General features: G+C 59.2%; 20 protein-coding genes. 2 read left to right on the forward strand and 18 right to left on the reverse strand.

What is annotated here, in order from left to right; genetic code table 11:
* Window positions 1–28: 28 nt before the first annotated feature.
* From RBT76_04665 to RBT76_04705, 9 genes are all read right to left on the reverse strand, one after another.
* Window positions 29–262, reverse strand: coding sequence for a hypothetical protein (locus tag RBT76_04665; protein ID MDX9857057.1), 234 nt, complete (start codon window positions 260–262; stop codon window positions 29–31).
* Between the two features lie 221 nt (window positions 263–483).
* The gene (locus RBT76_04670) at window positions 484–1,227 is read right to left on the reverse strand and encodes an energy transducer TonB (GenBank protein ID MDX9857058.1); all 744 of its coding nucleotides are present in this window, start codon (window positions 1,225–1,227) and stop codon (window positions 484–486) included.
* Between the two features lie 121 nt (window positions 1,228–1,348).
* Window positions 1,349–2,005 carry a biopolymer transporter ExbD gene (locus tag RBT76_04675; GenBank protein ID MDX9857059.1) on the reverse strand — a complete coding sequence of 219 codons (657 nt, stop codon included), beginning with the start codon at window positions 2,003–2,005 and terminating at the stop codon, window positions 1,349–1,351.
* A gap of 41 nt (window positions 2,006–2,046) precedes the next feature.
* Window positions 2,047–2,517, reverse strand: a complete 471-nt coding sequence (locus RBT76_04680; protein ID MDX9857060.1) for a biopolymer transporter ExbD — start codon at window positions 2,515–2,517, stop codon at window positions 2,047–2,049.
* A 3-nt stretch (window positions 2,518–2,520) separates the two neighbouring features.
* Window positions 2,521–3,279 carry a MotA/TolQ/ExbB proton channel family protein gene (locus RBT76_04685; protein ID MDX9857061.1) on the reverse strand — a complete coding sequence of 253 codons (759 nt, stop codon included), beginning with the start codon at window positions 3,277–3,279 and terminating at the stop codon, window positions 2,521–2,523.
* A gap of 32 nt (window positions 3,280–3,311) precedes the next feature.
* A complete protein-coding gene (locus RBT76_04690) occupies window positions 3,312–4,292 on the reverse strand; it encodes a hypothetical protein (GenBank protein ID MDX9857062.1) in 981 nt (326 codons plus the stop codon).
* 41 nt (window positions 4,293–4,333) lie between these two features.
* Window positions 4,334–6,220, reverse strand: a complete 1,887-nt coding sequence (locus RBT76_04695; protein MDX9857063.1) for a tetratricopeptide repeat protein — start codon at window positions 6,218–6,220, stop codon at window positions 4,334–4,336.
* 74 nt (window positions 6,221–6,294) lie between these two features.
* Window positions 6,295–6,492 carry a hypothetical protein gene (locus RBT76_04700; GenBank protein ID MDX9857064.1) on the reverse strand — a complete coding sequence of 66 codons (198 nt, stop codon included), beginning with the start codon at window positions 6,490–6,492 and terminating at the stop codon, window positions 6,295–6,297.
* Window positions 6,493–6,753: 261 nt separating this feature from the next.
* A complete protein-coding gene (locus tag RBT76_04705; GenBank protein MDX9857065.1) occupies window positions 6,754–7,953 on the reverse strand; it encodes a hypothetical protein in 1,200 nt (399 codons plus the stop codon).
* Between the two features lie 50 nt (window positions 7,954–8,003).
* Here RBT76_04705 and RBT76_04710 point away from each other — a divergent pair, with 50 nt between their 5' ends.
* The gene (locus RBT76_04710; protein ID MDX9857066.1) at window positions 8,004–9,569 is read left to right on the forward strand and encodes an oligosaccharide flippase family protein; all 1,566 of its coding nucleotides are present in this window, start codon (window positions 8,004–8,006) and stop codon (window positions 9,567–9,569) included.
* Window positions 9,570–9,622: 53 nt separating this feature from the next.
* On the opposite strand, the gene RBT76_04715 is transcribed toward RBT76_04710, so the two are convergent.
* Both RBT76_04715 and RBT76_04720 read right to left on the reverse strand, forming a co-directional pair.
* The gene (locus RBT76_04715; protein MDX9857067.1) at window positions 9,623–11,914 is read right to left on the reverse strand and encodes a thiamine pyrophosphate-dependent enzyme; all 2,292 of its coding nucleotides are present in this window, start codon (window positions 11,912–11,914) and stop codon (window positions 9,623–9,625) included.
* Window positions 11,915–12,307: 393 nt separating this feature from the next.
* Window positions 12,308–14,602, reverse strand: a complete 2,295-nt coding sequence (locus tag RBT76_04720) for a thiamine pyrophosphate-dependent enzyme (protein ID MDX9857068.1) — start codon at window positions 14,600–14,602, stop codon at window positions 12,308–12,310.
* Between the two features lie 293 nt (window positions 14,603–14,895).
* Between RBT76_04720 and RBT76_04725 the strand changes: the two genes are divergently transcribed.
* Entirely contained in the window at window positions 14,896–16,923 is a 2,028-nt protein-coding gene (locus RBT76_04725; protein MDX9857069.1) for a S9 family peptidase, read from the forward strand.
* A 51-nt stretch (window positions 16,924–16,974) separates the two neighbouring features.
* On the opposite strand, the gene RBT76_04730 is transcribed toward RBT76_04725, so the two are convergent.
* The 7 genes from RBT76_04730 to RBT76_04760 form a co-directional block, all read right to left on the reverse strand.
* Entirely contained in the window at window positions 16,975–17,394 is a 420-nt protein-coding gene (locus tag RBT76_04730; protein MDX9857070.1) for a hypothetical protein, read from the reverse strand.
* A gap of 141 nt (window positions 17,395–17,535) precedes the next feature.
* On the reverse strand, window positions 17,536–17,937 hold the full coding sequence (locus tag RBT76_04735; GenBank protein ID MDX9857071.1) for a hypothetical protein: 402 nt from the start codon (window positions 17,935–17,937) through the stop codon (window positions 17,536–17,538).
* 197 nt (window positions 17,938–18,134) lie between these two features.
* Window positions 18,135–18,581 (reverse strand): cytochrome c maturation protein CcmE, encoded by a 447-nt coding sequence (locus tag RBT76_04740; GenBank protein ID MDX9857072.1) that lies wholly within the window; start codon window positions 18,579–18,581, stop codon window positions 18,135–18,137.
* 111 nt (window positions 18,582–18,692) lie between these two features.
* Window positions 18,693–19,346 (reverse strand): cytochrome c biogenesis protein CcsA, encoded by a 654-nt coding sequence (gene ccsA / locus RBT76_04745; protein MDX9857073.1) that lies wholly within the window; start codon window positions 19,344–19,346, stop codon window positions 18,693–18,695.
* A gap of 79 nt (window positions 19,347–19,425) precedes the next feature.
* Entirely contained in the window at window positions 19,426–20,109 is a 684-nt protein-coding gene (locus RBT76_04750; protein ID MDX9857074.1) for a heme exporter protein CcmB, read from the reverse strand.
* Window positions 20,078–20,737 carry an ABC transporter ATP-binding protein gene (locus tag RBT76_04755; GenBank protein MDX9857075.1) on the reverse strand — a complete coding sequence of 220 codons (660 nt, stop codon included), beginning with the start codon at window positions 20,735–20,737 and terminating at the stop codon, window positions 20,078–20,080. Before RBT76_04755 ends, RBT76_04750 begins: the two co-directional genes overlap by 32 nt.
* Before the next feature lie 49 nt (window positions 20,738–20,786).
* Entirely contained in the window at window positions 20,787–21,515 is a 729-nt protein-coding gene (locus RBT76_04760; protein MDX9857076.1) for a DUF1573 domain-containing protein, read from the reverse strand.
* Between the last annotated feature and the right edge of the window lie 13 nt (window positions 21,516–21,528).

Here is a 21,528-nt window from a genome sequence, read left to right on the forward strand (position 1 = left end):
GTAAACCTGTTTCACTTTCACATCCCGCTCAGCCGCCACATGACTGATAGCCGCACGACGGGCAACTAAAGCAGGTGCCCAGCCGAATCATGGCCCCCGTGCAGTCCGGACACGTACCGGCGTTGGGATAACAGCATTCATCGAACCGACGTCGGCCGACCTGGATAAAGGCCGCCTCATCAAACGCGGCCAGCTCCGCCCCCGGGCCCTGGTAGCCGCGCGTATCAAACGACAGATAACTTTCCCCGTCTAGGTGTGCCATATCCGCTTCTCCTCTGGGTGTACTGGTGATTTTATCGGTGGCGAGTCAAGAATACTGCACATTTGTGCCCCTGTCAAGCAAAAAAAGAGCGGCAAGCACCGCCTGTCGCGCCTGACGCCCCAAGTGCCTGTCCCACAATGAAGATCCGACACAAAAAAAGTGGCGCGGAAGAGTGCCCTTCCGCGCCACCGCCAAACTCTAAAGCGGCACAGTATCGAGGATCATCCGCCGGTCAGCTTGAAATCGTAGTCAAATGTCACCCAACAGGCCACCGGCTGCCCGTTTTGAATACCGGGTTTAAACCGGCATTTCTTGGCTGCGGCAACAGCAGCCTCGTCCAGCGACGCCGTCCCGGATGACTTCGCCACCAGAGCATCACGCGCGTTGCCGTTCTTGTCGACCAGCACCTTCACCCAGACCCTACCTTCGATGCCGGCCTGCTTCGCAAGCCTCGGGTACTCGGGCTTCTCCTGGTAGATCATGTCCGGGATAATCTCCACGGGGACGAACTCCGATGGGGCCGGCAGATAGTCTTCTTCCTGAATGTCGACCACGATATCACCGTCGCCGACCGCCCCGGAAATCACGTCGGGGGCGATAATCTCCGCCATCTCCTCGCGGGTCGCCAGCACCACGTCCTCATCGATCACTTCTTCGTCCGCCACCGGGGTCGGAATACCGACACGGGGGGCCGCAACGTTGGGCTGGCTTACCTGAATCTGCGGCGGCTTTTTGGCGATCGCCGGCGGCGGACCGAGATCAGCCACCGTTTTGATCACGGTCGGCGCGGCGAAAATGACCTCTTCGTCTTTGCCGATATTGGCGATCAGCCACGCCGTCCCCAGGATCGCCAGCACAAACGCGAGCGTCGCCAGCGTTCCCAGCCCAAAATTGCGCTGGTACTTTGCTTTCAGCTCGTACGCTCCGTACGGCGAATACAGGGCATTGTATGTATGGTTGGCCATTACCGTTTACCTCGTCTCAACTGTGCCGCTTCTACTATTATAACATACCAACAGGCTCGGTCGTTTCTTCCCGACTTGAAGAATCTGCTGACGCCTGGCGCGGGCCGGTTCCAGCCGGTGGTTACAGCTCTCCCCGTTCCTGCGCGCCGCGCACGGCAAATTCCAGAATTCTGTCGTCGCGGTCCTCCCACTCGCCGATGGCATAGCGGTACGAAAACTTGCCCTGCTCGGCGGTCAGGTCCTCAACCTTTACGCCCAGCTGGTCTGCCGTAAACTTGTTGAACGAACGTTCGATCAAGTCGATCTCGTCCAGCAGGTTCACCATATCCGCATAGTCGGCTTCGCGATGAATCAGAAGCAACGTATTCAGCCGGGGGTTCGCCCTGTTCTCGCTAACAAGGATATTCCGAAGGCTGTCCGGCCAGAACACATAACCCAGCGTATCCGGAGCTTCCGGATTCGACGGGATCAGCATCGGGAGGTTCTCAGGCGTCGCCGTCTTCAGGTGCCACCAGTAGCGGCCCTCGGGATCGACACGGACAGTCAGCAGGTTGGATTCCTTGACCTCGACCTCCTGCTCCACGTCCTCGGCGCGCGGCAGGTTAATCTCCATTGCCTGGGGCATGGAAAACACGGTCGACACCATATAGAAAATCAACAGCAGAAAAGCGATATCCACCATCGGCGTCATGTCGATACGGATGGAGATACGGCGTTTCGGCCGCCGAAGGCCCTTTTTACCGCCTTTTGCAGCCCGTTCTACTACTTCGCCGGCCATACCGTCATCACTCTCCTTTCAAACAGGACTGTCTGCATGCACTACACCTCGGCCTCGTGATCGGTGATGATCAGGAAACGCTCCATGTAGTTTTCCTGCATCTGTTTCATCACATCCTGCATCACGCCGAAACTGGCGCTCTCGTCGGCCTTGATCACCACCAGCGCCCGCGGGTTGCGTGTACGGACGCGGATGATTTCCGACGCCACCGTCTCCGGGTTGGCCGTGCGCACGATTCGCGCGCTCGTCTGCACCTTCTGACCGTCGATATCTATCTCGACCTTCTCCACATAATCGACGTAGATCGAGTCGAGTTTGGTTACAGTCACGTAAATAACGTCCTTGTCCGGCAGTTCGATCTGCGAGTGCGATTGCGGCAGATCGACCGCCCGCGCCTCCGGTGGTTTGAACTGCGTGGTCGCCATATAGAAGATCAGCAGCAGAAAGGCGATATCCACCATCGGCGTCATGTCGATACGGATGGCTACGCGCCGTTTCTTTTTGATCGACATCGCTTACTTTCCTTCTTTCTCTTTCAGCAGCTGCATCACTTCGAAGGTCGCCTCATCGGTGGTATAGTTGAACGCGTCGACCTTATTCACGAAGAAGTTGTAGAAGAAAATGCCCAGGATACCGGACAGCAGACCGCCCGCCGTATTCACCAATGCTTCAGAAATACCGACCGCAAGCTGCTGTGCGTCGATCACGCCGCCCTCGACATTACCTGTCGCGGCAAACGCGCGAATCATGCCGATCGTCGTCCCGAGCAGGCCGACCATGGTGGCGATCGATGCAATCGTCGACAGGGCGATCAGGTTGCGCTCGAGAAGCGGTCCCTCCAGCGCGTTGGCTTCTTCGATAGCCGACTGGGTCAACTGGATGCGCTTCTCAGCGTCGATCGAGTGATCGCCCTTGACCTGGCGGTACCGCTCGATACCGGCCCGCAGCACGTTCGCCGTGGTCCCGCGCTGCTTGTCGCAGGCCGCCAGCGCGCCGTCGAAATCATCCTGCTGCAGCAGCGTGATCAGCTTTTTGAAAAACACCTGCACGGAGCTCTTGCCCTTGGCGTTGCCGTACAGCGATATGTACCGCTCGATCACGAACACCAACAACATAACCAGAATCATGATGAGCAGCACGACCAGCGGACCGCCCTGATAAATGGAATGAACAATCGGGTTTTCCGAGGTCCGGAAGACGCCGTACCAGAGACCGAATCCAATACCGAACGCTATGATGGCGTTCAGAGTTACAAAGAGTGTCTGTTTAACCACCTGAGATTAACCTCCAGTTACCTGAGCAATCACTATATCTCGATACTTTTTGCCGCAACCATGACGAACATCGCCAGTGAGACGAATACGCCCCACGAAAGAGCGTTTGCCAGAGCGCCTATCCCGTACGAAGTGCCGAGACTGTCGAACATCGATGGCGCGTCGAACGAGTATTGGGCGCCGAAGAATGACAACACGAACACCAGCACGAAGAGAATCACCGGCACCCAGTTGAGTTTCAGCGTGCGTTTCAACTTGAGCGCCAACTGGTCGCCGCGTTCCTTCGAACCAAACAGCAGGTACAGGGTGAACAGCGGCAGCGCTATCGCCATCAGTTGATACAACAGCATCAGCACGCCCGATATGGCCAGCAGGCCCGATGAGAACACGTACCCGCCGATCGATCCGAGCGCGGCCAGGGATCCGAACCAGTTCAGGGACGAGACTTCCTTCACCACTTTCTTGCGGGCGACGGCGCTGTGAATGACCTCCTCGCCGCCGATCGGGCTCTGCGTGGCGTCCGACTGGGTCGCAGCCGCCGCCGAATCACCCGCCCCGGTTTGCGCCAGCGCAACCGAATCGATAACGCCTTCAAGGCTGTCAACGAGTTCACTCGCCGCAGGCGGCGGCGCCGATGTCGGCGCAGCTTCGGCAGTCGGCTTCGTCTCGACTGTGGTCTCCGTGTACGCCGAGTACCAGGGAAGGAACAGCGACCCGATCACGACCAGACAGGCGAGCGCCAAGACGATCCGTTCACCGAACGACACGCGCTCCTCGAGCAGCGTGTTGTGTTCGCGGGACGACTCGCCTTTCTGGCGGCGCGCCTGCAGGCGTTCGACCCACTTCTGACGCTCGGCATCCGATTTGAAGAGATCCTTGGGCTTGCCCGGGAAGACTTCAAACCCGATATACCGGAACCGCTGCGATTCGTCGATTCGCTTGAACGCTCCCGACGATTCGCCTTTCGACTGTGAGGGTTGCTGAGAATCCGACTTCTTCTCTTTGTCCGCCATTGAGACTCCTGGACAGATAGACCGTCAGTGTATGCGGCCGGCTAGAACTCGAACTGGGTGTCGTTTTGGCCCTTCTGGGCGTCCGCATTACCCGGCTCACATTTGAGCACCTTGCCGTACCATTCAAACGCGTTTTTGTAGTCTGCTTTTTCCCTGGTCACTTCGGCCGCACGCAGGTGATACGCCTGCGCGATATACAGCGCCAGTGTAACGTCGGAACAGGCGCTGCCGCCCGTGGCGATCTGACATTCATACGCATCCGTCAGATACGCGATCGCCTTGTTGTAGTTCTTGGTGCATAACCCGCCGAAGTACGCGAAGCCCAGCGATCGCTTCGCCACGCAGTTTTTCGGATTCACGGACAAAAGCCGCTCAAACAGGGCGACACCGCGGTTGCAGTCGGCCAGCTGGTACAGGACCGTGGTTCCCGCCAATTCGAGAATCCGCTCGTCATTGGGCTCGTACTCGAGATAGGCGACGAAATATCCAGCCGCCTTCTCGTAGTAATTGATGGTGTCCGGCTCGGCGGCCACCCCCATCTCTTCCTCCATCAGGTCGTCTTCGCCCGTAGCCTCCTCGTTGGCGACATTCAGCGCGCACGACCCGGCATTTTTGTAGACGCCGGAACTGGCTGAATCCATGCCGAGCGCTATCCGCTGGTCGTAAAACTGAAGCGCCTCACGGTACCGCTTGAGCTGGTGGTTTGCCACCGCTACGTTATATATGATTCTCTTCTGATCGGAGAGCTCCGAAAGCGACTTTTTGTACCAGGTCAGCGCGGTCGAGAAATCATTGGGCCTCCGATAGTAGTAGCTGTCGCCCATCAACTGGTTCAGCTCCGCCTCGGCAAACGTCGGCCGGTAGTCCCCTGTTTGCTGGGCCTGCCAGTCGAGCTGCTTCTGCAGCATCTCCGCGGCCCGATCGTACTCCTTTACGCCCCACAGGGCCTTGCCGTAGTAGAAGTAAATGTCTCTCGGCTCGTACGGGATAGCCAGCACCTTGTCGAAATACTCCACCGCGTCCTCAAACCCGTAAATCTCGGAATACGCCATGGCCGTTTCGAAATACGGACGGACGGTCGACGAGTCAGGGGCCACGTTCGCCAGTTCGAAATATTTCTTGTAGGACCCGATCGCATCACGGAACCGGTCCGTGCGTTCCTGGCGCGTCCGGCTCGACCGGGCGGCGCGGAAGTAGATGTGCCCAGCGCGGTTCCACGCCGGCGCATACGTCGAGTCCTTCGTCAGGACGATCCGAAGCTTCTCGATCGCACAATTGTAGTCTTTCATGTCCAGGCAGGCTTCGGCCCAATGGAAGTAGACTTCCTTGCCGGCCGTATCGAGCTGCAGCGCCCGCTCGTACTCGACCACCGCAAGCGATGGAATCCCCTGGCGGAAGTTGGCGTCGCCGAGATTGATGTGGTACTCGGCGTTGTTGTCATCGACGACCAGCGCACGACGAAACGCCGCATCCGCATCCGCGTACCGTTCGAGACCCATCAGCGCCATCCCCATCACGTTTTCCCACCGGCCCTTGTTATTGCGATCGCGCTTGAGGCCGTTTTCGGCGTTGGTGAGGGCCTCGTCATACTTTTCCTGCTGGATCTGACAGTACGTCAGCAGAAGCAGCGACTCCCAGTGTTTGTCCTTTTTCTCAAGGGCACGCTGGAACTGAATCGCAGCCCGGTCATAATCCCCGCGCTGATACAACAGATATCCAAGGGAGAAGTAATTCGTGTGGTAGTTTGGATCGGCGGCGATGTCTTTGTTGAGCAAATCGATCGCCAGGGTAGTGTCGCCGGCATTCAGCGCATTTTGCACCGCCGCGCTTACCTTGAACTCACTTCCCACCGAGTCGGCCTGAAGCCCGGTGCCGCTCAGCACCAGCGCGGCGCACAAAAGAAGGCTGTAGATTCTACGTTTTAACACTTTATCCCTCATACTTCTCCCAAAAGACAAACGAAAATACGAGATAGAGACCTGATGTCAAGCAAATATCTGTCTCACTCGCTAGGCTTTTGGGCACTTACAGTTGCGGCTATCCGGCAGTAACCCAGCCCGTAACCGGCGGCAGCCGCGACCATCGCCAGTTTTACGGTCGATGACAGCAGGTGAGAAAAGGTCACGGCAAGGTATCCCACCGTTATCATCAGCATGATCACTGCAAACACATTCAGCATCCGAGTCACCTTGGGTAGCATAGTGTCTTTACCTCTCCTTATACACCGTGAGCGAGAACATCTTCCCGTTGCGGGAGACCGCTCTCAGTGGGGCTTCACCGTTCTACCCGTTGATCAAATCAATGCCCGTGCCTGTCTCCTGGTGTTCGCACACTACCCATCCAAGTTATTGCATACAAAGTACTTACAGCCCGCTTGGTCAGGCAGGGTCCAATCCCCGCCTTTAAGTGACGCAGTTAATGCGCCGACAGCCCGGAACAGCCCGATAGCACATCCTGTAACCTATTGATAATAAACAAGATAATCGAACAACTCCGGGTTTTCCCAATACTGCCACAGAAACCGAATTCGTACATCCCCACTACCTACGAACCGCGCCTCCAGCGGCCCCACATAGCGGATCGGTCGCCCGTCCATCGCGATCGCCGGATAAAAACGAAGCTGTTCCAGCAGCGTTCGGAAGCGACTGATAGTTGCCTCATACGTACTGCCCACGCGAAGTCCCCGGGCGTTGCCCAGCGTGTCCACCTCTGCCCAGATGCCGGCACTGGAGAACGACGCGCCGGGCACTTCCGTCAGCGTGAATTTCTCGGAGAACACGTTTCGTGGAACCGGTTTCGCAAGCAAACCGAGCGTGTCGGCACGCACGCTGACTGAGAGGCGCGTTTGAATGATGACCGAGTCGGATGGGGGCGCTGTCCAGGCAGGCGTCGGATAAGACTGCTCCGGGAAGTACGAGAGCAGCAGATAGACCGGCGCCGGTGTCGGCGCGCCGTCGACCCGTGCCGGCTCGAAGTCGGCCCAGTTGCATGCGGTGACGGTTTGATGTTCGTAACCCTGATGCGTCGTGCGGACGATTTCGACAAGAGTCGCGCGACCCGTCGTGTCAATATCGAGCCGCACCAGCGAGTAGGGGTACTGCGCCAGTGAGTCCGCCCGCCGCACGGCGGACAGAAGCGGAGGGAACCGACGAAGTCGCGGCGGCTCGATGCCGTTGATCTCCAGCGCCAGCCGGTACAGGTCGTAGTCGGTGACACGTCGCTCCCAATCGATGGTGAACTGAACATCCGGCACCACGCCTCCGGCGCGGAAGCGGACGAGCACCGGAAGGCGGGACTCCACCGGGACGCCGTCGTGACGCGCCGGTTCGAACACCATGCCCTTCATATACTGAAACAGGGCGGTCACCAGTTCGATATCACGCGGGTTGCCGCCTGACGGCATCTGGACCGCGACATGGCGGCCGTCGGCGGAAACCCCGAGCGTCATAATCCGGACCGAATCCGTATCGAGACGATACCACGCAAACCGGCCCTCTACGCGCGGCGCCTGTCGGGGATAGGCCGGCTCAAATCCCAGATACGACGGCCGTGCGGAAACAACCGACGGGGTCGCCGCCAATAACGGGACAAACGCGATCACTGTCAGGAGTCGGACGATACGCGCGCTATGAAGAGTCATGAAGTTAAGGGTTGCTGACATACTCGTTCAAAAGTATACTGACCGGAAATCTCTGACAAAGGGTTTTTTCGATGGCTGGTCCGACCGGACGACTGCTGACCAACGTCTTCTCCTCGTGGGCCGGCTTTGTCATACGCATCGTCATCGCCTTCTTCTTCGTGCCCTATATCACGGTCGTGCTCGGAGACGCGCGCTACGGAGTGTGGATTCTCGTATTCCAGATCGTCAACTACTTCTTTCTGTTTGACGTCGGGCTCGAGCGCGCCCTCTCCCGCTTTTTACCCCGCTATCTCGGACTGGACGACTATGAATCGTTCAATCGCGTCCTGAACAGTGCCACTGTCGTCTACGCTGCCATCGCCCTTGTCACGCTCATGGCATCGGCCGTGACCGCCCGGTACGTCTTTCCTCTCTTTGAATTGACCGATCCGTCCCTGCTCAACGAGGGACAGACCGCCCTGTTTCTTATCGGAGTCTTTGTCGCTCTTCGATTTGTCCTTTTTCCGTTCGGCGGCTCCCTCGGCGCGATTCATCGCTTCGACATCGCGAAGACCCTAGAAGTCGCCGAGGAGATCGGCAAAACCCTGGTTTATGTTCTCCTGCTGACATACGGCTACGGATTGGTTGCGCTCGCGGTCACCATGATCGCCTTCAGCCTCGCGCGCAACCTGGTCGGTGTGTTCTGGCTGAAACGACTGCATCCCGAGGTGCAAATAGGGCGGCGGTTCGTGACCGGCGAAACGGTCCGGGCGCTCTTCCGCTACTCCCGCGTCTCCTTCGGCGTGGCCGTCGCCTGGATGATCCTGTTTAACTCCGACTCGATCCTGCTCGGCCTGCTGGCGTCGACCGCCGCCGTCGGCGTTTATGCTCCCGGGGCCCAGCTGATGCTGTACGTGCGGCACCTCGTCAACGCCCTCGGCGGACCGTTGACCCCGCTCATCGCCCATGTCGAAGCAACCGATTCACTCGAAAAGGTCCGGCAGGTCTACCTCCGCTCCCTGACCTATGTCGCTTATCTCGGCGTTTTCCTCTGCGTGGGCATTCTTGCATATGCCGGTCGCTTCGTCACGCTCTGGCTGGCCCCGGAGTTTCACGACTCGTTTTTCGTGATGTTCATCCTGGCCATCAGCGGCACCGTGTTCCTGCCGCAGATCGTCGGCAACGCCGTTCTGTTTGGTATCGAAAAACACGGCTATCTGCTGTGGATACTCGTGCTTGAAATCGTTCTCAAACTCGGCACGGCACTCGCCCTGTTTTTCGGCGCGGAAGTCGTCGGCGACGGTGGCGCGGCCGTCGACACCGTCAAACGCTCGGTTATTCTCATGGCCAGCGCCTCGGCCTTTCCCCAGGCGCTGCTGTCGCTCACGCTCTACCCCGTTCTTATGGCGCGGGCTTTGAAGCTCCGGATCAGGACAATCTGGCACTCAACGCTGGTACCCGGAGGACTGGCCGCCGCCATCACCGGGCCGACCGCTCACGTGTGCTTGAAAGTGTGGCCCGAGACCGACTGGCTCTCGCTGTCGGCTAATATCCTCGTCTGCACTGTGCTTGCGTGCGCCGGCTTTTTCCTGATTGTCCTCGAGCCGGAAGACCGCCTGCGTCTGCGTTCGTGGCTGACCTTCCGCAAGCGATCATAAAAAAACCGCCGGGGGCGTTCCCCGGCGGCGGACTGTCGTACGTTGTCGAACATCTAATACTCTTCGTGCAGTTCTTTGACCGCTGCAACAATCTTCTCCACGGTCGGCAGACAGGCCGCATCCCCGTCCATCCCGTACGCCACCCGCGCATCGATCGCCGTCACCAGCTTCACCGGCGCCTCCAGATGGAACAGACCTGAACCCGACGTGATCACCGACGCGATCGTCGCCGCCGCCCCACCCGGAAAACGGTCCTCCGTCACCACCAGCACCTTCCCGCACTCCGCGGCCGTCCGCAGGATCGCTTCCTCGTCCATCGGCTTCAGCGTCCGAAGGTCTACCACCCGGACATGGATTCCGTTCTCCCGCAGAACCTCCGCCGCGCGACGAGCCATCTGGAAGGTCGCCCCATACGTGATGATCCCCACGTCTCGGTGCTCCTCGTAGTACGTCTTCGCCACCCCAAACGGGATCAGCTCGTCGATCCCCGGAATCGGCGTCTCCATCGGAACGCCCTCCCAGTCCCGACGATTATACAGCGCTACCGACTCGCAGAACAGCACCGGATCATCCGAGGCCCAGGCCGTCTTCAACAATCCCGCCGCGTCGTACGCGTTCGAGGGTACCGCGATCAGCAGCCCCGGGATATTCATCCACGTCCCCAGATTCCCTTCCGAGTGCCAGAACGCTCCCGCCCCCTGCTTGTATCCGCCGTAGGTCGTGCGGATAACCATGGGCAGTTTGAAAAGTCCGCCCGACCGCTGATTGATCGTGGCAATCCGATCCTTCAACACCTGGTACGCCGGTGACATGTAATCGAGAAACTGTATCTCAGGTATGACCCGGCGCCCCTGCTGGCAATGCCCGGCGGCTCGCCCGAGGATTCCGGCTTCATCCAGCGGCGTGTTGAAACACCGGCTGTTGCCGAACTCCCGCTGGAGATTTTTGCTGACCAGGAACACGCCGCCCTTCCCCTTCAAAGAAAGCTGTTTTTCTTTTTCTTCGATCATGTGTCCTGAGAAGTCGGCGACATCCTCGCCGAACAGCAGCACGTCGCTCGACAACTCAAACAGATCGAACAGCGTGTAGTTGATCGCGAACCGCATCGTCATCGGGCCGACATCTTCGGGAAGATCGGGCGACGTAAAATAGCCCTTCTCGTGCCACTCTTTGTAGCGGGCCTTGCGGTCGCCCTGATAGGCGTCCCGGTACCGCTTCCAGGTCTTTTTGACCTGCTCGAAGTCATACGTGTACACGAGGCTCTCGACCATCTCGCGGTTCTTGAAGTTGAAAGACCGGGTGGCCTCTTCCGAAGCGTGCGTAACCTCAGTATCAAGCTCGTCCCACATCGACGTCAGCTCGGTCGGCGAGAGTATACCGTCGTCGATAAGGGTCCGGAGCGTCTTGAGCATCGGGTCGTTGTACGCATGCCAGTCGCGCTGCACGGGGTCCATGTACCATCCCTGGTCATCCGAGCCGGAATGAGAGCCCTCGCGGGTCACCCGGATATCGCAGAGTACCGGCCCCGCGCCGGACCGCGCGTAGGCAATCGCCTCATCCACGCCGGCCAGCGTGCTTTTGATATCAGTGCCGTCGAACCGTATGATCTTGAGCCCGTGCGCCTCGTACCCGCGATAGGGCACAGTCATGTCGCCATTGACGAACTGCTCGGAGGCCGAAACGGAAATCGCCCACCCACAATTGTAAATGGCGAAGATGACCGGAGATTTGAAAAAGACGGCGTTGAACACGGACCGTCCGAACTCGGCTTCCGAGGTCGCTCCTTCGCCCATCGAACAGACCACGACCGCATCGGCCGGCCACGCTCCGCCGGGCTTGTGCGACTGACGGGACACCGCTACCGGGTGGCGCAGCGCCTCGGCAACACCCGCCGCCTCCAGCGCGTGCGCGCCGGTGCATGAGACCTGCGGCAGTATGTGCAAATCCGGATAGCCGACATGTCCCTGCAACTGCCCCTTGTTCAATGACCGAGCGTCCCCAAGCGCCTGATAGAGCTTCTCCAGCGATGACACGCCGCGAGCGAGCTCGAAGGCCTTGTTCCGATAGTATCCGACAAACGGATCGGTCGGTCTCAGCGCGTGGGCGAGGACGACATCCACAAGTTCCTTACCGTTAGCGCCGATGAAAAACCGGTTGTGCCCCTTGCGCAGAAGCAGCTTCTCTTCCTGCTCCACACGCCGTGACCTGAGCATGTCACGGACTATTGCCCGAATCTGGTCTATAGTCCTGTTGGAATACTCAGCCCGGATGCCGTCGGCCGAGACCGCCGCCCCGGCCCGCGGAGTCGCGTTTCGAAGTTCGTTGATGATGGTGGAGACTTCCAACCGAATACTCCCTTGTGCCCCGGCGGACTTCCGTCCCCGGTCGGTCATGCACGGCTGCCCGCACGCCCGTTCAGCCCGAACCGTTATTTTTCCGTGAGTGACGTCGTTCGGCGGCGGCACCCGCCGACCAAATTGGACAACGTGGAGCTATAATGCATATCCGTGCACAAAAGCTGACGGCTCGTGCCGGGTCCGTGCGCGTTTAGTGCGTGCTAAGCGCAAGTTCCGCCGTCTACTGCATTGTCCGATGGGGAGTAGCTGCAAATTCGCTGCCCGGACGTCACACCGTGTCGCCTGCCCCGAAAACTACCCCAGGCCGCTAACAAGACGGCACCGGCCCTTCAGCCGGCGCCGCCACATTTCCCATTCTCCGTCAATCCGGTGTTCAACCGGCTAATAGTTCTCGTGAAGCTCCTGGACCGCCGCGACAATCTTCTCCACGGTCGGCAGACAGGCCGCATCGCCGTCCATCCCGTACGCCACCCGCGCATCGATCGCCGTCACCAGCTTCACCGGCGCCTCCAGATGGAACAGACCCGAACCCGACGTGATCACCGACGCGATCGTCGCCGCCGCCCCACCCGGAAAACGGTCCTCCGTCACCACCAGCACCTTCCCGCACTCCGCGGCCGTCCGCAGGATCGCTTCCTCATCCATCGGCTTCAGCGTCCGAAGGTCTACCACCCGGACATGGATTCCGTTCTCCCGCAGAACCTCCGCCGCGCGACGAGCCATCTGGAAGGTCGCCCCGTACGTGATGATCCCCACGTCTCGGTGCTCCTCGTAGTACGTCTTCGCCACCCCAAACGGGATCAGCTCGTCGATCCCCGGAATCGGCGTCTCCATCGGAACGCCCTCCCAGTCCCGACGATTGTACAGCGCTACCGACTCGCAGAACAGCACCGGATCATCCGAGGCCCAGGCCGTCTTCAATAATCCCGCCGCGTCGTACGCGTTCGAGGGTACCGCGATCAGCAGCCCCGGGATGTTCATCCACGTCCCCAGATTCCCTTCCGAGTGCCAGAACGCTCCCGCCCCCTGCTTGTATCCGCCGTAGGTCGTACGGATGGTCATCGGCATCGTGTATACGCCGCCGGAACGCTGATAGGTCGTGCAGATTCGGTCTTTGAGTATCTGGTACGCAGGCGACATATAATCGAGGAACTGAATCTCAGGGACGATGCGTCTGCCCTGATAGACATGCCCGGCGGCTCGCCCGAGGATTCCGGCTTCATCCAGCGGCGTGTTGAAACACCGGCTGTTGCCGAACTCCCGCTGGAGATTCTTGCTGACCAGGAACACGCCGCCCTTACCCTTCAGGGAGAGCTGCTTTTCCTTCTCTTCCACCATATGCCCCGAGAAGTCGGCGACGTCTTCGCCGAACAGCAGCACGTCGCTCGACAACTCAAACAGATCGAACAGCGTGTAGTTGATCGCGAACCGCATCGTCATCGGTCCGACATCTTCGGGAAGATCGGGCGATGTAAAATACCCCTTCTCGTGCCACTCTTTGTAGCGGGCCTTGCGGTCGCCCTGATAGGCGTCCCGGTACCGCTTCCAGGTCTTTTTGACCTGCTCGAAGTCATACGTGTACACGAGATCCTTGATCATCTCGGTTGTCTTGGGCTGGAACGTCTCCACTGCCTTCGCCGATTCGGTAGAAACCGCCGTATCGAGGTCGTCCCACATCTGGCCGATCTCTTCGGGGGTCATGATACCGTCTTCGATGAACGCATTAGCGGTCTTGAGAATGCAGTCGTTATAGGTGTGCCAGTCCTGTTCGACCGGATCCATGTAAAATGACTGGTCGTCGGACCCCGAGTGCGACCCTTCGCGCGTAACCCGGATATTCATGAGCACCGGGCGCTTGTGTTCGCGCGCGTAGGTGACCGCGTCGCGGGCGGCCTTGAGCATTTCCTTGACGTCCGTCCCGTCGACCTGCATGATCTTCAGGCCGAACTGCTCGTACCCGCGAAAGGGACTGGTCGGGTCACCGCCGGGGAACTGCTCGGCGACCGAGACGGAAATGGCCCAGCCGCAGTTGTAGATGCCAAAAATGCACGGCGCCTTGAAAAACACCGTGTTAAACACGGCGCGGGCGAATTCCGACTCCGACGACGAGCCCTCGCCGATGCAACAGAGGGTCACCGAATCGGCCGGGTATCGTCCGCCGGGGATCCACGACTGCTGGGAGACAGGCACCGGGTGTACGGTCGCCTCGGCGATGCCCGCCGCTTCAAGCGCGTGGCCGCCGGTCGGCGATGATTGCGTGATTATCGACAGGTGCGGATAGCCCGGGTGCGCCGGAATCTGCTGCCCTTTGTTGATCGCACGGGGATCACCGATCGCTTCCAGCATCTTGTCCCACAGCGTCGAACCCCGATGTATGTCGAACGCCTTGTTGCGATAGTAACCGACAAATGGATCGGTCGGACGAAGCTCCTCTGCAAAACAGACGTCGGCCAGTTCCTTCCCGCCGCACCCGATGAAAAATCGATTGTAGCCCTTGCGCAGGAGCAGCTTCTCCTCGCGCTCGACACGGCGGGCCGTCAGCATGGTTTTCATCATGGCCCGGAGCTGGGCCGGGGTCTTGCCGGAGTATGCCTCCAGCGCCTGGTTGTCTTTGAGTTTCGACGGGCGCTTGCCGTCGTACTTGCGAACCTTGTCGATGAGGGCAACGACCTCCAACGGGAAACCTCCTTGAGATCTATCTGAACACTAAACTTATCTTTCTGCCTGCCTGCGGTCTGCTGCCTACAACAGCCGGAACGGCCAAAAGCTCCCGGTGTTGCGCGTTTTTTGCCGCGCGCGAGAGCCTGCGGCCCGCCGCACAATAAGGGCGATTCCGGACCCGAAGGCAAGCCAAATCGGAGACATCGTGGGGCGATTTTGACGCCGCCACAAAGGGCTTGAGAGTGTTCTGGGGCCGGTGTACCTTGCCCGGTAGACAAGCAGATCGAGTCACGTGGAAGGACACGCTCATGAAAAAGCAGACCCGCCGCGCCGGTTCACGAAAACCCGTCATCTCGGCCGACGACCTCTTCGCATTGCGCCTGCCGACCGCCGTCCGCATTTCGCCCGACGAGCGTAAGATCGCCTATCCGGTAGAGCGCATGGATCAGAAGAAAAAGGCCTACTACTCCAATATTCATGTCCACGACATCGCGGCCGGCGAATCGCGGCAGTACACCTTCGGCGACCACAATGACCGCTCGGTTGTCTGGTCGCCCGACGGCGAGTCGATCGCGTTTGTCTCGACTCGCGACAAAAAGACCGGGATCTACATTATGCCGGCGGCCGGCGGCGCGGAACGACTGGTGCTCGAAATCGACGGCGCAATCATGTCGATGCAGTTCACTCCGGACAGCACACACCTGGTGTTCGCCCTCCGGTACAACGACTCTCACTTTGTCGCGGAGGACGATGAGAAAAAGAAACCGCCCGTGTTCCGGCATATCACCCGGCTTAATTACAAGGCGGACGGTCAGGGGTTCCTGCCGAAGGATCGGTTTCAGGTCTACTCGCTCCGGCTGGAGGATGCCGCGCTGCGCCAGGTGACCCGCGGAAAGCGCGAAAACGTCGACCCGTGCGTCTCCCCCGATGGACGGCTGATCGCGTTCGTCTCCAACCGCTCCAAGAACCCGGATATCGACAGTCTCCGACAGGACCTGTTTGTCATTCCGTTCGGAGGCGGTAAGGAACGGCGAGTCCCCACTCCGCCCGGCCCGGTCTTCTCACCGCGCTTTTCGCCCGACGGCAAACTGATCGCCTACATGGGGCACGACAATCCCCATGACGCCTGGGGCGTCACAAACATCCACGTCTGGATTGTGGGGGGTTCCGGCACGCCGAAAGCGCGCGATCTCATGCCGACATGGGATCGCATGACCATCGATCAGTCCATATCGGACATGGGAGAATTCGGCGAGGGGAGCGCGCCCGCGTGGTCCCGCGACGGCAGGCGAATCTACTTCACCGCCTCCGATACGGGTGTAACCAACCTGTTTTATGTCCCCCGCAGCGGCGGTAAACCAACTCGCGTTTATCGCGGCCAATGTCATATCAAGGGGTTCTCGATCGACGGCTCATGCCGAACAGCCGCGTGCGTCTTCTCGGACCTGACCACCCCCGGCGAGATCATCGTGTGCCCGACCGAGTACGGCGGCGAGAAGAAGGCCCGCCGTCTCACCGATCTCAACCGCATTATCCGCACCAACCGCCGCCTCGGCAGGGTTCGCGAGTTGATGTTCAAGTCGTTCGACGGTATTGAGGTGCAGGGCTTTCTGGTAACCCCGCCGGATTTCAAACGCGGACGGAAGTACCCGGCGATCCTTCAGATCCACGGCGGTCCCCGGGCCCAGTACGCATTTACGTTCTTCCACGAAATGCAGTACCTCGCCGCTAGAGGATACGTCGTCTTCTACACCAATCCGCGCGGCGGATCCGGACGAGGCGAAACATGGGCCGACGCCATCGCCGGCGGCTGGGGCGATCTCGACTACAAAGACTGCATGGCCGCCGCCGACTGGCTCGAACGGCAGTCCTTTGTCGACCCCAAACGAATCGGCGTCACCGGAGGATCGTACGGCGGCTACATGACGAACTGGATGATCGGGCACACGCACCGCTTCCGTGCCGCCGTCACCCAGCGGTCGGTCGTCAACCTTCGCTCGATGTACGGATCGTCGGATATCGGGTGGGAACTGGAACGTGAGTTCAACGGACATCCGTGGACCAATTTCGAGAATTACGAACGCTGCTCGCCGCTCGTCTATTCCAAAAACGTGAAGACGCCGGTGCTGATCATACACAGCGAACAAGACCTGCGCTGCCCGATCGAGCAGGCTGAACAGATGTTTGTCACGCTGAAAGTGATGGGCAAAACCGTGGAGATGGTGCGCTTCCCCGAAGAACCCCACGGCCTGTCGCGTCACGGGCGGCCCGACCGGCGTGTCGCGCGGCTTGAATGGATCGCCCGATGGTTTGATCGGTATATGAAACGGAAATAGCGCGTACCGGAATCAGCACGACATCGCAAAGTCCGCCCCCGGCGGACTTTGTCATTTCTGCGCCCGGTCGAGTCGGGGCTGTATCCAGTTCTCGCGCAGGAACTGCTCGGCTTCCACCGAGGTGCGGAACGTGTGCGAAATGTCGCGCGTGGCCCCCGTCGTGAACATCTTCAGCAGCTGCCGAAACGTGCTGGGGTTGTTCAGCACGTTGATCGACAACCCGAGGTTGTTGCTCATGCACCATGCCAGATGGTTGCCGATGATATCGATCACCTCCGGGTACGACGTCTTCCAGTTGGTCAGATCAACAAGCTTTGCCCACGGATTCGCGGTCAGCGGCTCGACTTCCTTCATGAAATCGTCGTGGTACGACCGCGCAGTCTTCGCCTGCCATACGCCGTGAATCTTCTCATATATGACTGCGTTTGACTCATCGACCACAAACGAGTAGTGAAGGCTCCATCCAGCCATGTGCGAAACCGCCTCGTACTGATAATGTGATTTCGTATGTTATGGTGCTCCGGGGATCCGACACTTCGGGTGCCGTAGCAACATAGGTGTTTTCAACGCCCCGGACAAGCTCAATAAACTGCCCCCCAACAGGGGAAGCCCTCACGGTTCGGGCTGCCAGTGTTTCGCCAGGTACTCATCCGCCTCCGCGATGGTCTTCACCACCTGAGCCGCCTGACTGGTTCCTCCCCGCGTAATCATCTCCTTCAGCATACGAAACGTGCTGGGATTGTTTACGACATAAATCGACAACACGTTGTTGTGTTCGTGACACCATTGCATGTGCGCGGCGATCCGCTGAACCGTATCCGGATACGACGTCTTCCAAGCCGTAAGGTCCACCAGCTTGGCCCACGGCTTGTCGAACAACCCCTGCGCCTTCTCCTCGAACTCGTGGTGGTAACTGTCGGCATGGGCCCCTTTCCATATCCCATATATCCGTGCCCGCACCAGCCGCCGGTCGTGCTCAACATCGATAGAAAATTCCAGACTCCAGCCGCACATCGATCCGCTCTCGTGGTTTCAATTTTTCAGGGGCAAGACAGTCAAATGCCGAACGAAAGATAATCTACATTATCCTCTTTATGGAGGCAACTCAAAACTAGCCCCGCCGGACCCGGAGGAACCCCAAACGAAACGGCCGGCGAAACACCCGCCGACCGTGTCGAAATCGCGTCGTACAGATAGAAGAACTATGAGCGTCAAGCGCCGGTAGAGGCGCCTACCGCCTCATCGTGCTTTTTCATGTCCTGATATTCTCCCCCCTCGCCCTGGTACTTCGACGGACACTTCACCAGCATCTGCTCGGCTATAAACGTGCCGTCAGCCCCGCTTTTTCCCTTGAGCACCACCGAGGTGGCCTGGTCGAAATTCCCCGGCACCACGCCGTAGTACACAACCTGGAGGTGCGATTGCGCCGCCTGCGGTGTCGCGGCCTCGGCATCATAAATGGCGAATTCCAGGCAGGACTTATCGGTGTCGTATTTGACCTTGTCAAAGTCGATCTTACCCATCACCTGCACCGTCCGGCTGGCGACCGCCGCCTGCTCGATCGGCACGTACTGCACCGTGGTTGTCAGAAACGCCGAGGTTCCCCAGACCACGAAAACGACAATAATCAGGGCCCCGATGATGTATTTGGCTTTCACTTGCTTGTCTCCTCCAGTCTCCGGACCCGCTTGTGCAGCGCCCGAAGAAACAAAAACAGGCCCAGCCACACGACCAGCGTGACGATCAGGGCCACATAATTTCCGTCCATGTCAGTCGACCTCCCGTCGCGCCCGTTCTAACGCATAAACCCGGGCCGCGAGTTTAAACATCCATATATATAATACGGTAAACAGAATTAAAGATCCAAACAAAATCGAGGCAACATCGGTCGTCATTGAGAACTTTAGATTCTTGTCCAGCACCGTGTCCGACGGGTGCAGCGATGGTGTCAGGCGGGGAAAAACAAACATCAAAAAAACAGCCGGGGGAAACGCGAAAATCGAGTAGACCGCCGACATCGCCGCCCGGCGCTCCTCGCCGTTGACCGCCCCCCGCAGCGAAAAATACGCCCCGTAAATCAGCAGGAGCACGAATATCGATGTCTGCCGGGGATCCCAGTTCCAGTAGGTCCCCCAGGTGACTTTTGCGAATATCGCCCCCGTCACCGTCGCCAGTATTGCGAACAGCAGCCCCAGCGCGTTAGCGATCGCCGCCCGGTCATCGAGCCCGGCGTCGCGCCGACGCAGGTAACAGATCGAATAAACCATCGAGGTGGCAAACGCCACGATCGCCAGCCACGCCTGCGGAATGTGATAATAGAATATCCTGCTGGATTCACCGATCTGCTGTTGCGGGGCCACGGTCAAAAACGACACCACGATCATCGCGGCCATTGCCAGAAAAAACACCCACTGCCATATCATAGTGCGCCTGCTGTCCTTCGTGATACCGGTCGATACTTTTCACGCCGACAAATTGGATCAATGTTCCATTATACGCCGGTCACTCCCGCCAGACAAATCGAAAGAGCAGAAGCGACGCAGTAATCATCACCACAGAATAGGCGAACAGCCCCTGAAGTTCCACGAATATCGCCCCGAACGACTGGCCGTCGAGCACCCGGGCGCTGGCCGCCACCAGCATCAACAGCAGCGTGATCAAGATCGGAAACGACAGGACCGAAAACAGCGCTCCCTTGACGGCCGCCTTCGCGATGATCGCGCCGATCAGCGTCGTGGCCGCGCACAGGCCGATCACGCCCAGCACGAGAATGACCACGAAGGCCCCGATATGGTCGGCGGTCGCATCGGTCAAAACGAAAAACAGCGGCGTTACGACCGCGGTGACCAGCGAAAGCAGCGTGAGATTGAACAATAGCTTGCCGAGATACACGGCGGTCGGATCGGTTTTCAGGCGAAGCGCGAGGGCGGTGCCGGACTCCTCCTCACGGACGAACACCGCCGACAACCCCGCCATCGCCGAAAAAAAGACGACAATCCAGAACAGCGCGGCCAGCAGCCGCGGCCCCAGGCTCGCCTGACCGACCGAAAACGAGATCATCGCCAGCGTCGTGATCGCAAACATCAGCACGATACTGGTCGCGTATCGATTGCGAAGTTCGACTCGCAGATCCTTCGCGTACACCGCAACCGTCTTAGCCGTCAAGCCGGCAGAACTGACTGGCAAACCGCTGGTCCTCCGTCTCGTTGGTTGCGATGACGACAATCGCCCTGGACGTGTATTCCTCGATTATGTCGTATACGATCCGCTTGCCGTCGTCGTCGAGGTTCGACGTCGGCTCGTCCAGAAACAAAAATGCCGGTTCGTTCATGAGCGCCAGCGCGTATTTCAGTCGCTGCTTCATCCCCGATGAGTACGTGTGCACGAGATCCGACCCTCGGCCCGCCAGCCCCACTCGCTCCAGAAGCGCGTTGATTTGTTTACCGGTGGTATGCGCCCCCTCCACCTGCGAGAAAAACACCAGATTCTCCTCGCCGCTCAGGCTGTCGTACAGGTTGAGATACGGAGAGACCAGCGAGGTCGTCCGCTGGATGGCCGTTTCCGTCAGGATCCCGGCATCGTCGGCGAATACGGCGCTTCCCCGGGTGGGGCGCACTTCGCCCAACAGCGTCATGACAAGCGTGGATTTACCGGATCCGTTCGGACCCACGATCGCAAGCGCCTGGCCGGTCGTCACCTCGAACGAGACGCCGGAAAATACCTTGCGGGAGCCGAATCGTTTGGTCAGGTCGGTTGCGGTCAAACGATACATGGTGGCAATGTATAACCTATCGGCAACCCAAACAAAAGCCAAAAAAAGACCTCCCCGACTGGAGAGGTCCATAAGTCTGTTGTCTGCGCTGTCAGCGACCCGATGTCGACTGCGACAGCTCCGGCTTGATGCGGACAAGACGCTTGATCGGCACCGTGTAACGCGTGCTGTTGGCGTCATTCAGCTCAAACGTAATCGACTGCTCGAACGCCTCGCCGACCAACGCTTCCTTGACCACCACGGTGGCGTCGACCGTTTCACCGGCCTTGATCCGCTTGGGCAGCTCGATATCGAAGTTATTGAAGGCGTGATCGACCAGCCTCAGATCGTAATCCTTGTCGTCATGATTGGTGATCTGGAATTTGGCTCTGCGGCGCGGCGCCTCGGTAAACTGAGAGACGTCGACCACGGCCGGACTGAGGACCAGCGGCCGCATCTTCTCGGCGTCGACACTCAAGTCGGCGATAATCTTCAGATAGTTCCGCTCCGTCCCCGCGTTAGTCTCAAAAAACGGCTGCTTGGCCACCAGTCCGCGGAAGCTCTTCGTGGAAAAAACGATCTCGAGCCTCGTGCTGTCGCCGGGGGCGAGAACCGAGTCCGTCACCGGCGCTTTCGTACAGCCGCACCCGGGTACGATCCGGGTGATGCGGAGCGTGTCGTCGCCTGCCGATTTGATCCAGAAGGTGTGTGATACGGTCGCGTTCTGCACTACTTTGCCGAAATCGAATTCCGACTCGGGAACCGCCACCTTCGGGCCGGCAATCACCGTCGACCCTGCGACTACCAGTAACACTGTCGAAAGAAAGAATCTGATACGCATGCTGAATCCTCCG

The organism is Candidatus Zixiibacteriota bacterium, assembly GCA_034003725.1.
Taxonomy (GTDB): Bacteria; Zixibacteria; MSB-5A5; order GN15; family FEB-12; genus WJMS01.

What these genes read in the sequence shown, in the direction of transcription:
- RBT76_04700 (MDX9857064.1), bottom strand. Translation starts at nt 6,492, where the DNA reads ATGCTACCCAAGGTGACTCGGATGCTGAATGTGTTTGCAGTGATCATG.
- RBT76_04670 (MDX9857058.1), bottom strand. Translation starts at nt 1,227, where the DNA reads ATGGCCAACCATACATACAATGCCCTGTATTCGCCGTACGGAGCGTAC.
- RBT76_04665 (MDX9857057.1), bottom strand. Translation starts at nt 262, where the DNA reads ATGGCACACCTAGACGGGGAAAGTTATCTGTCGTTTGATACGCGCGGC.
- RBT76_04735 (MDX9857071.1), bottom strand. Translation starts at nt 17,937, where the DNA reads ATGTGCGGCTGGAGTCTGGAATTTTCTATCGATGTTGAGCACGACCGG.
- RBT76_04710 (MDX9857066.1), top strand. Translation starts at nt 8,004, where the DNA reads ATGGCTGGTCCGACCGGACGACTGCTGACCAACGTCTTCTCCTCGTGG.
- RBT76_04760 (MDX9857076.1), bottom strand. Translation starts at nt 21,515, where the DNA reads ATGCGTATCAGATTCTTTCTTTCGACAGTGTTACTGGTAGTCGCAGGG.
- ccsA (MDX9857073.1), bottom strand. Translation starts at nt 19,346, where the DNA reads ATGATATGGCAGTGGGTGTTTTTTCTGGCAATGGCCGCGATGATCGTG.
- RBT76_04730 (MDX9857070.1), bottom strand. Translation starts at nt 17,394, where the DNA reads ATGGCTGGATGGAGCCTTCACTACTCGTTTGTGGTCGATGAGTCAAAC.
- RBT76_04725 (MDX9857069.1), top strand. Translation starts at nt 14,896, where the DNA reads ATGAAAAAGCAGACCCGCCGCGCCGGTTCACGAAAACCCGTCATCTCG.
- RBT76_04675 (MDX9857059.1), bottom strand. Translation starts at nt 2,005, where the DNA reads ATGGCCGGCGAAGTAGTAGAACGGGCTGCAAAAGGCGGTAAAAAGGGC.
- RBT76_04680 (MDX9857060.1), bottom strand. Translation starts at nt 2,517, where the DNA reads ATGTCGATCAAAAAGAAACGGCGCGTAGCCATCCGTATCGACATGACG.
- RBT76_04705 (MDX9857065.1), bottom strand. Translation starts at nt 7,953, where the DNA reads ATGTCAGCAACCCTTAACTTCATGACTCTTCATAGCGCGCGTATCGTC.
- RBT76_04690 (MDX9857062.1), bottom strand. Translation starts at nt 4,292, where the DNA reads ATGGCGGACAAAGAGAAGAAGTCGGATTCTCAGCAACCCTCACAGTCG.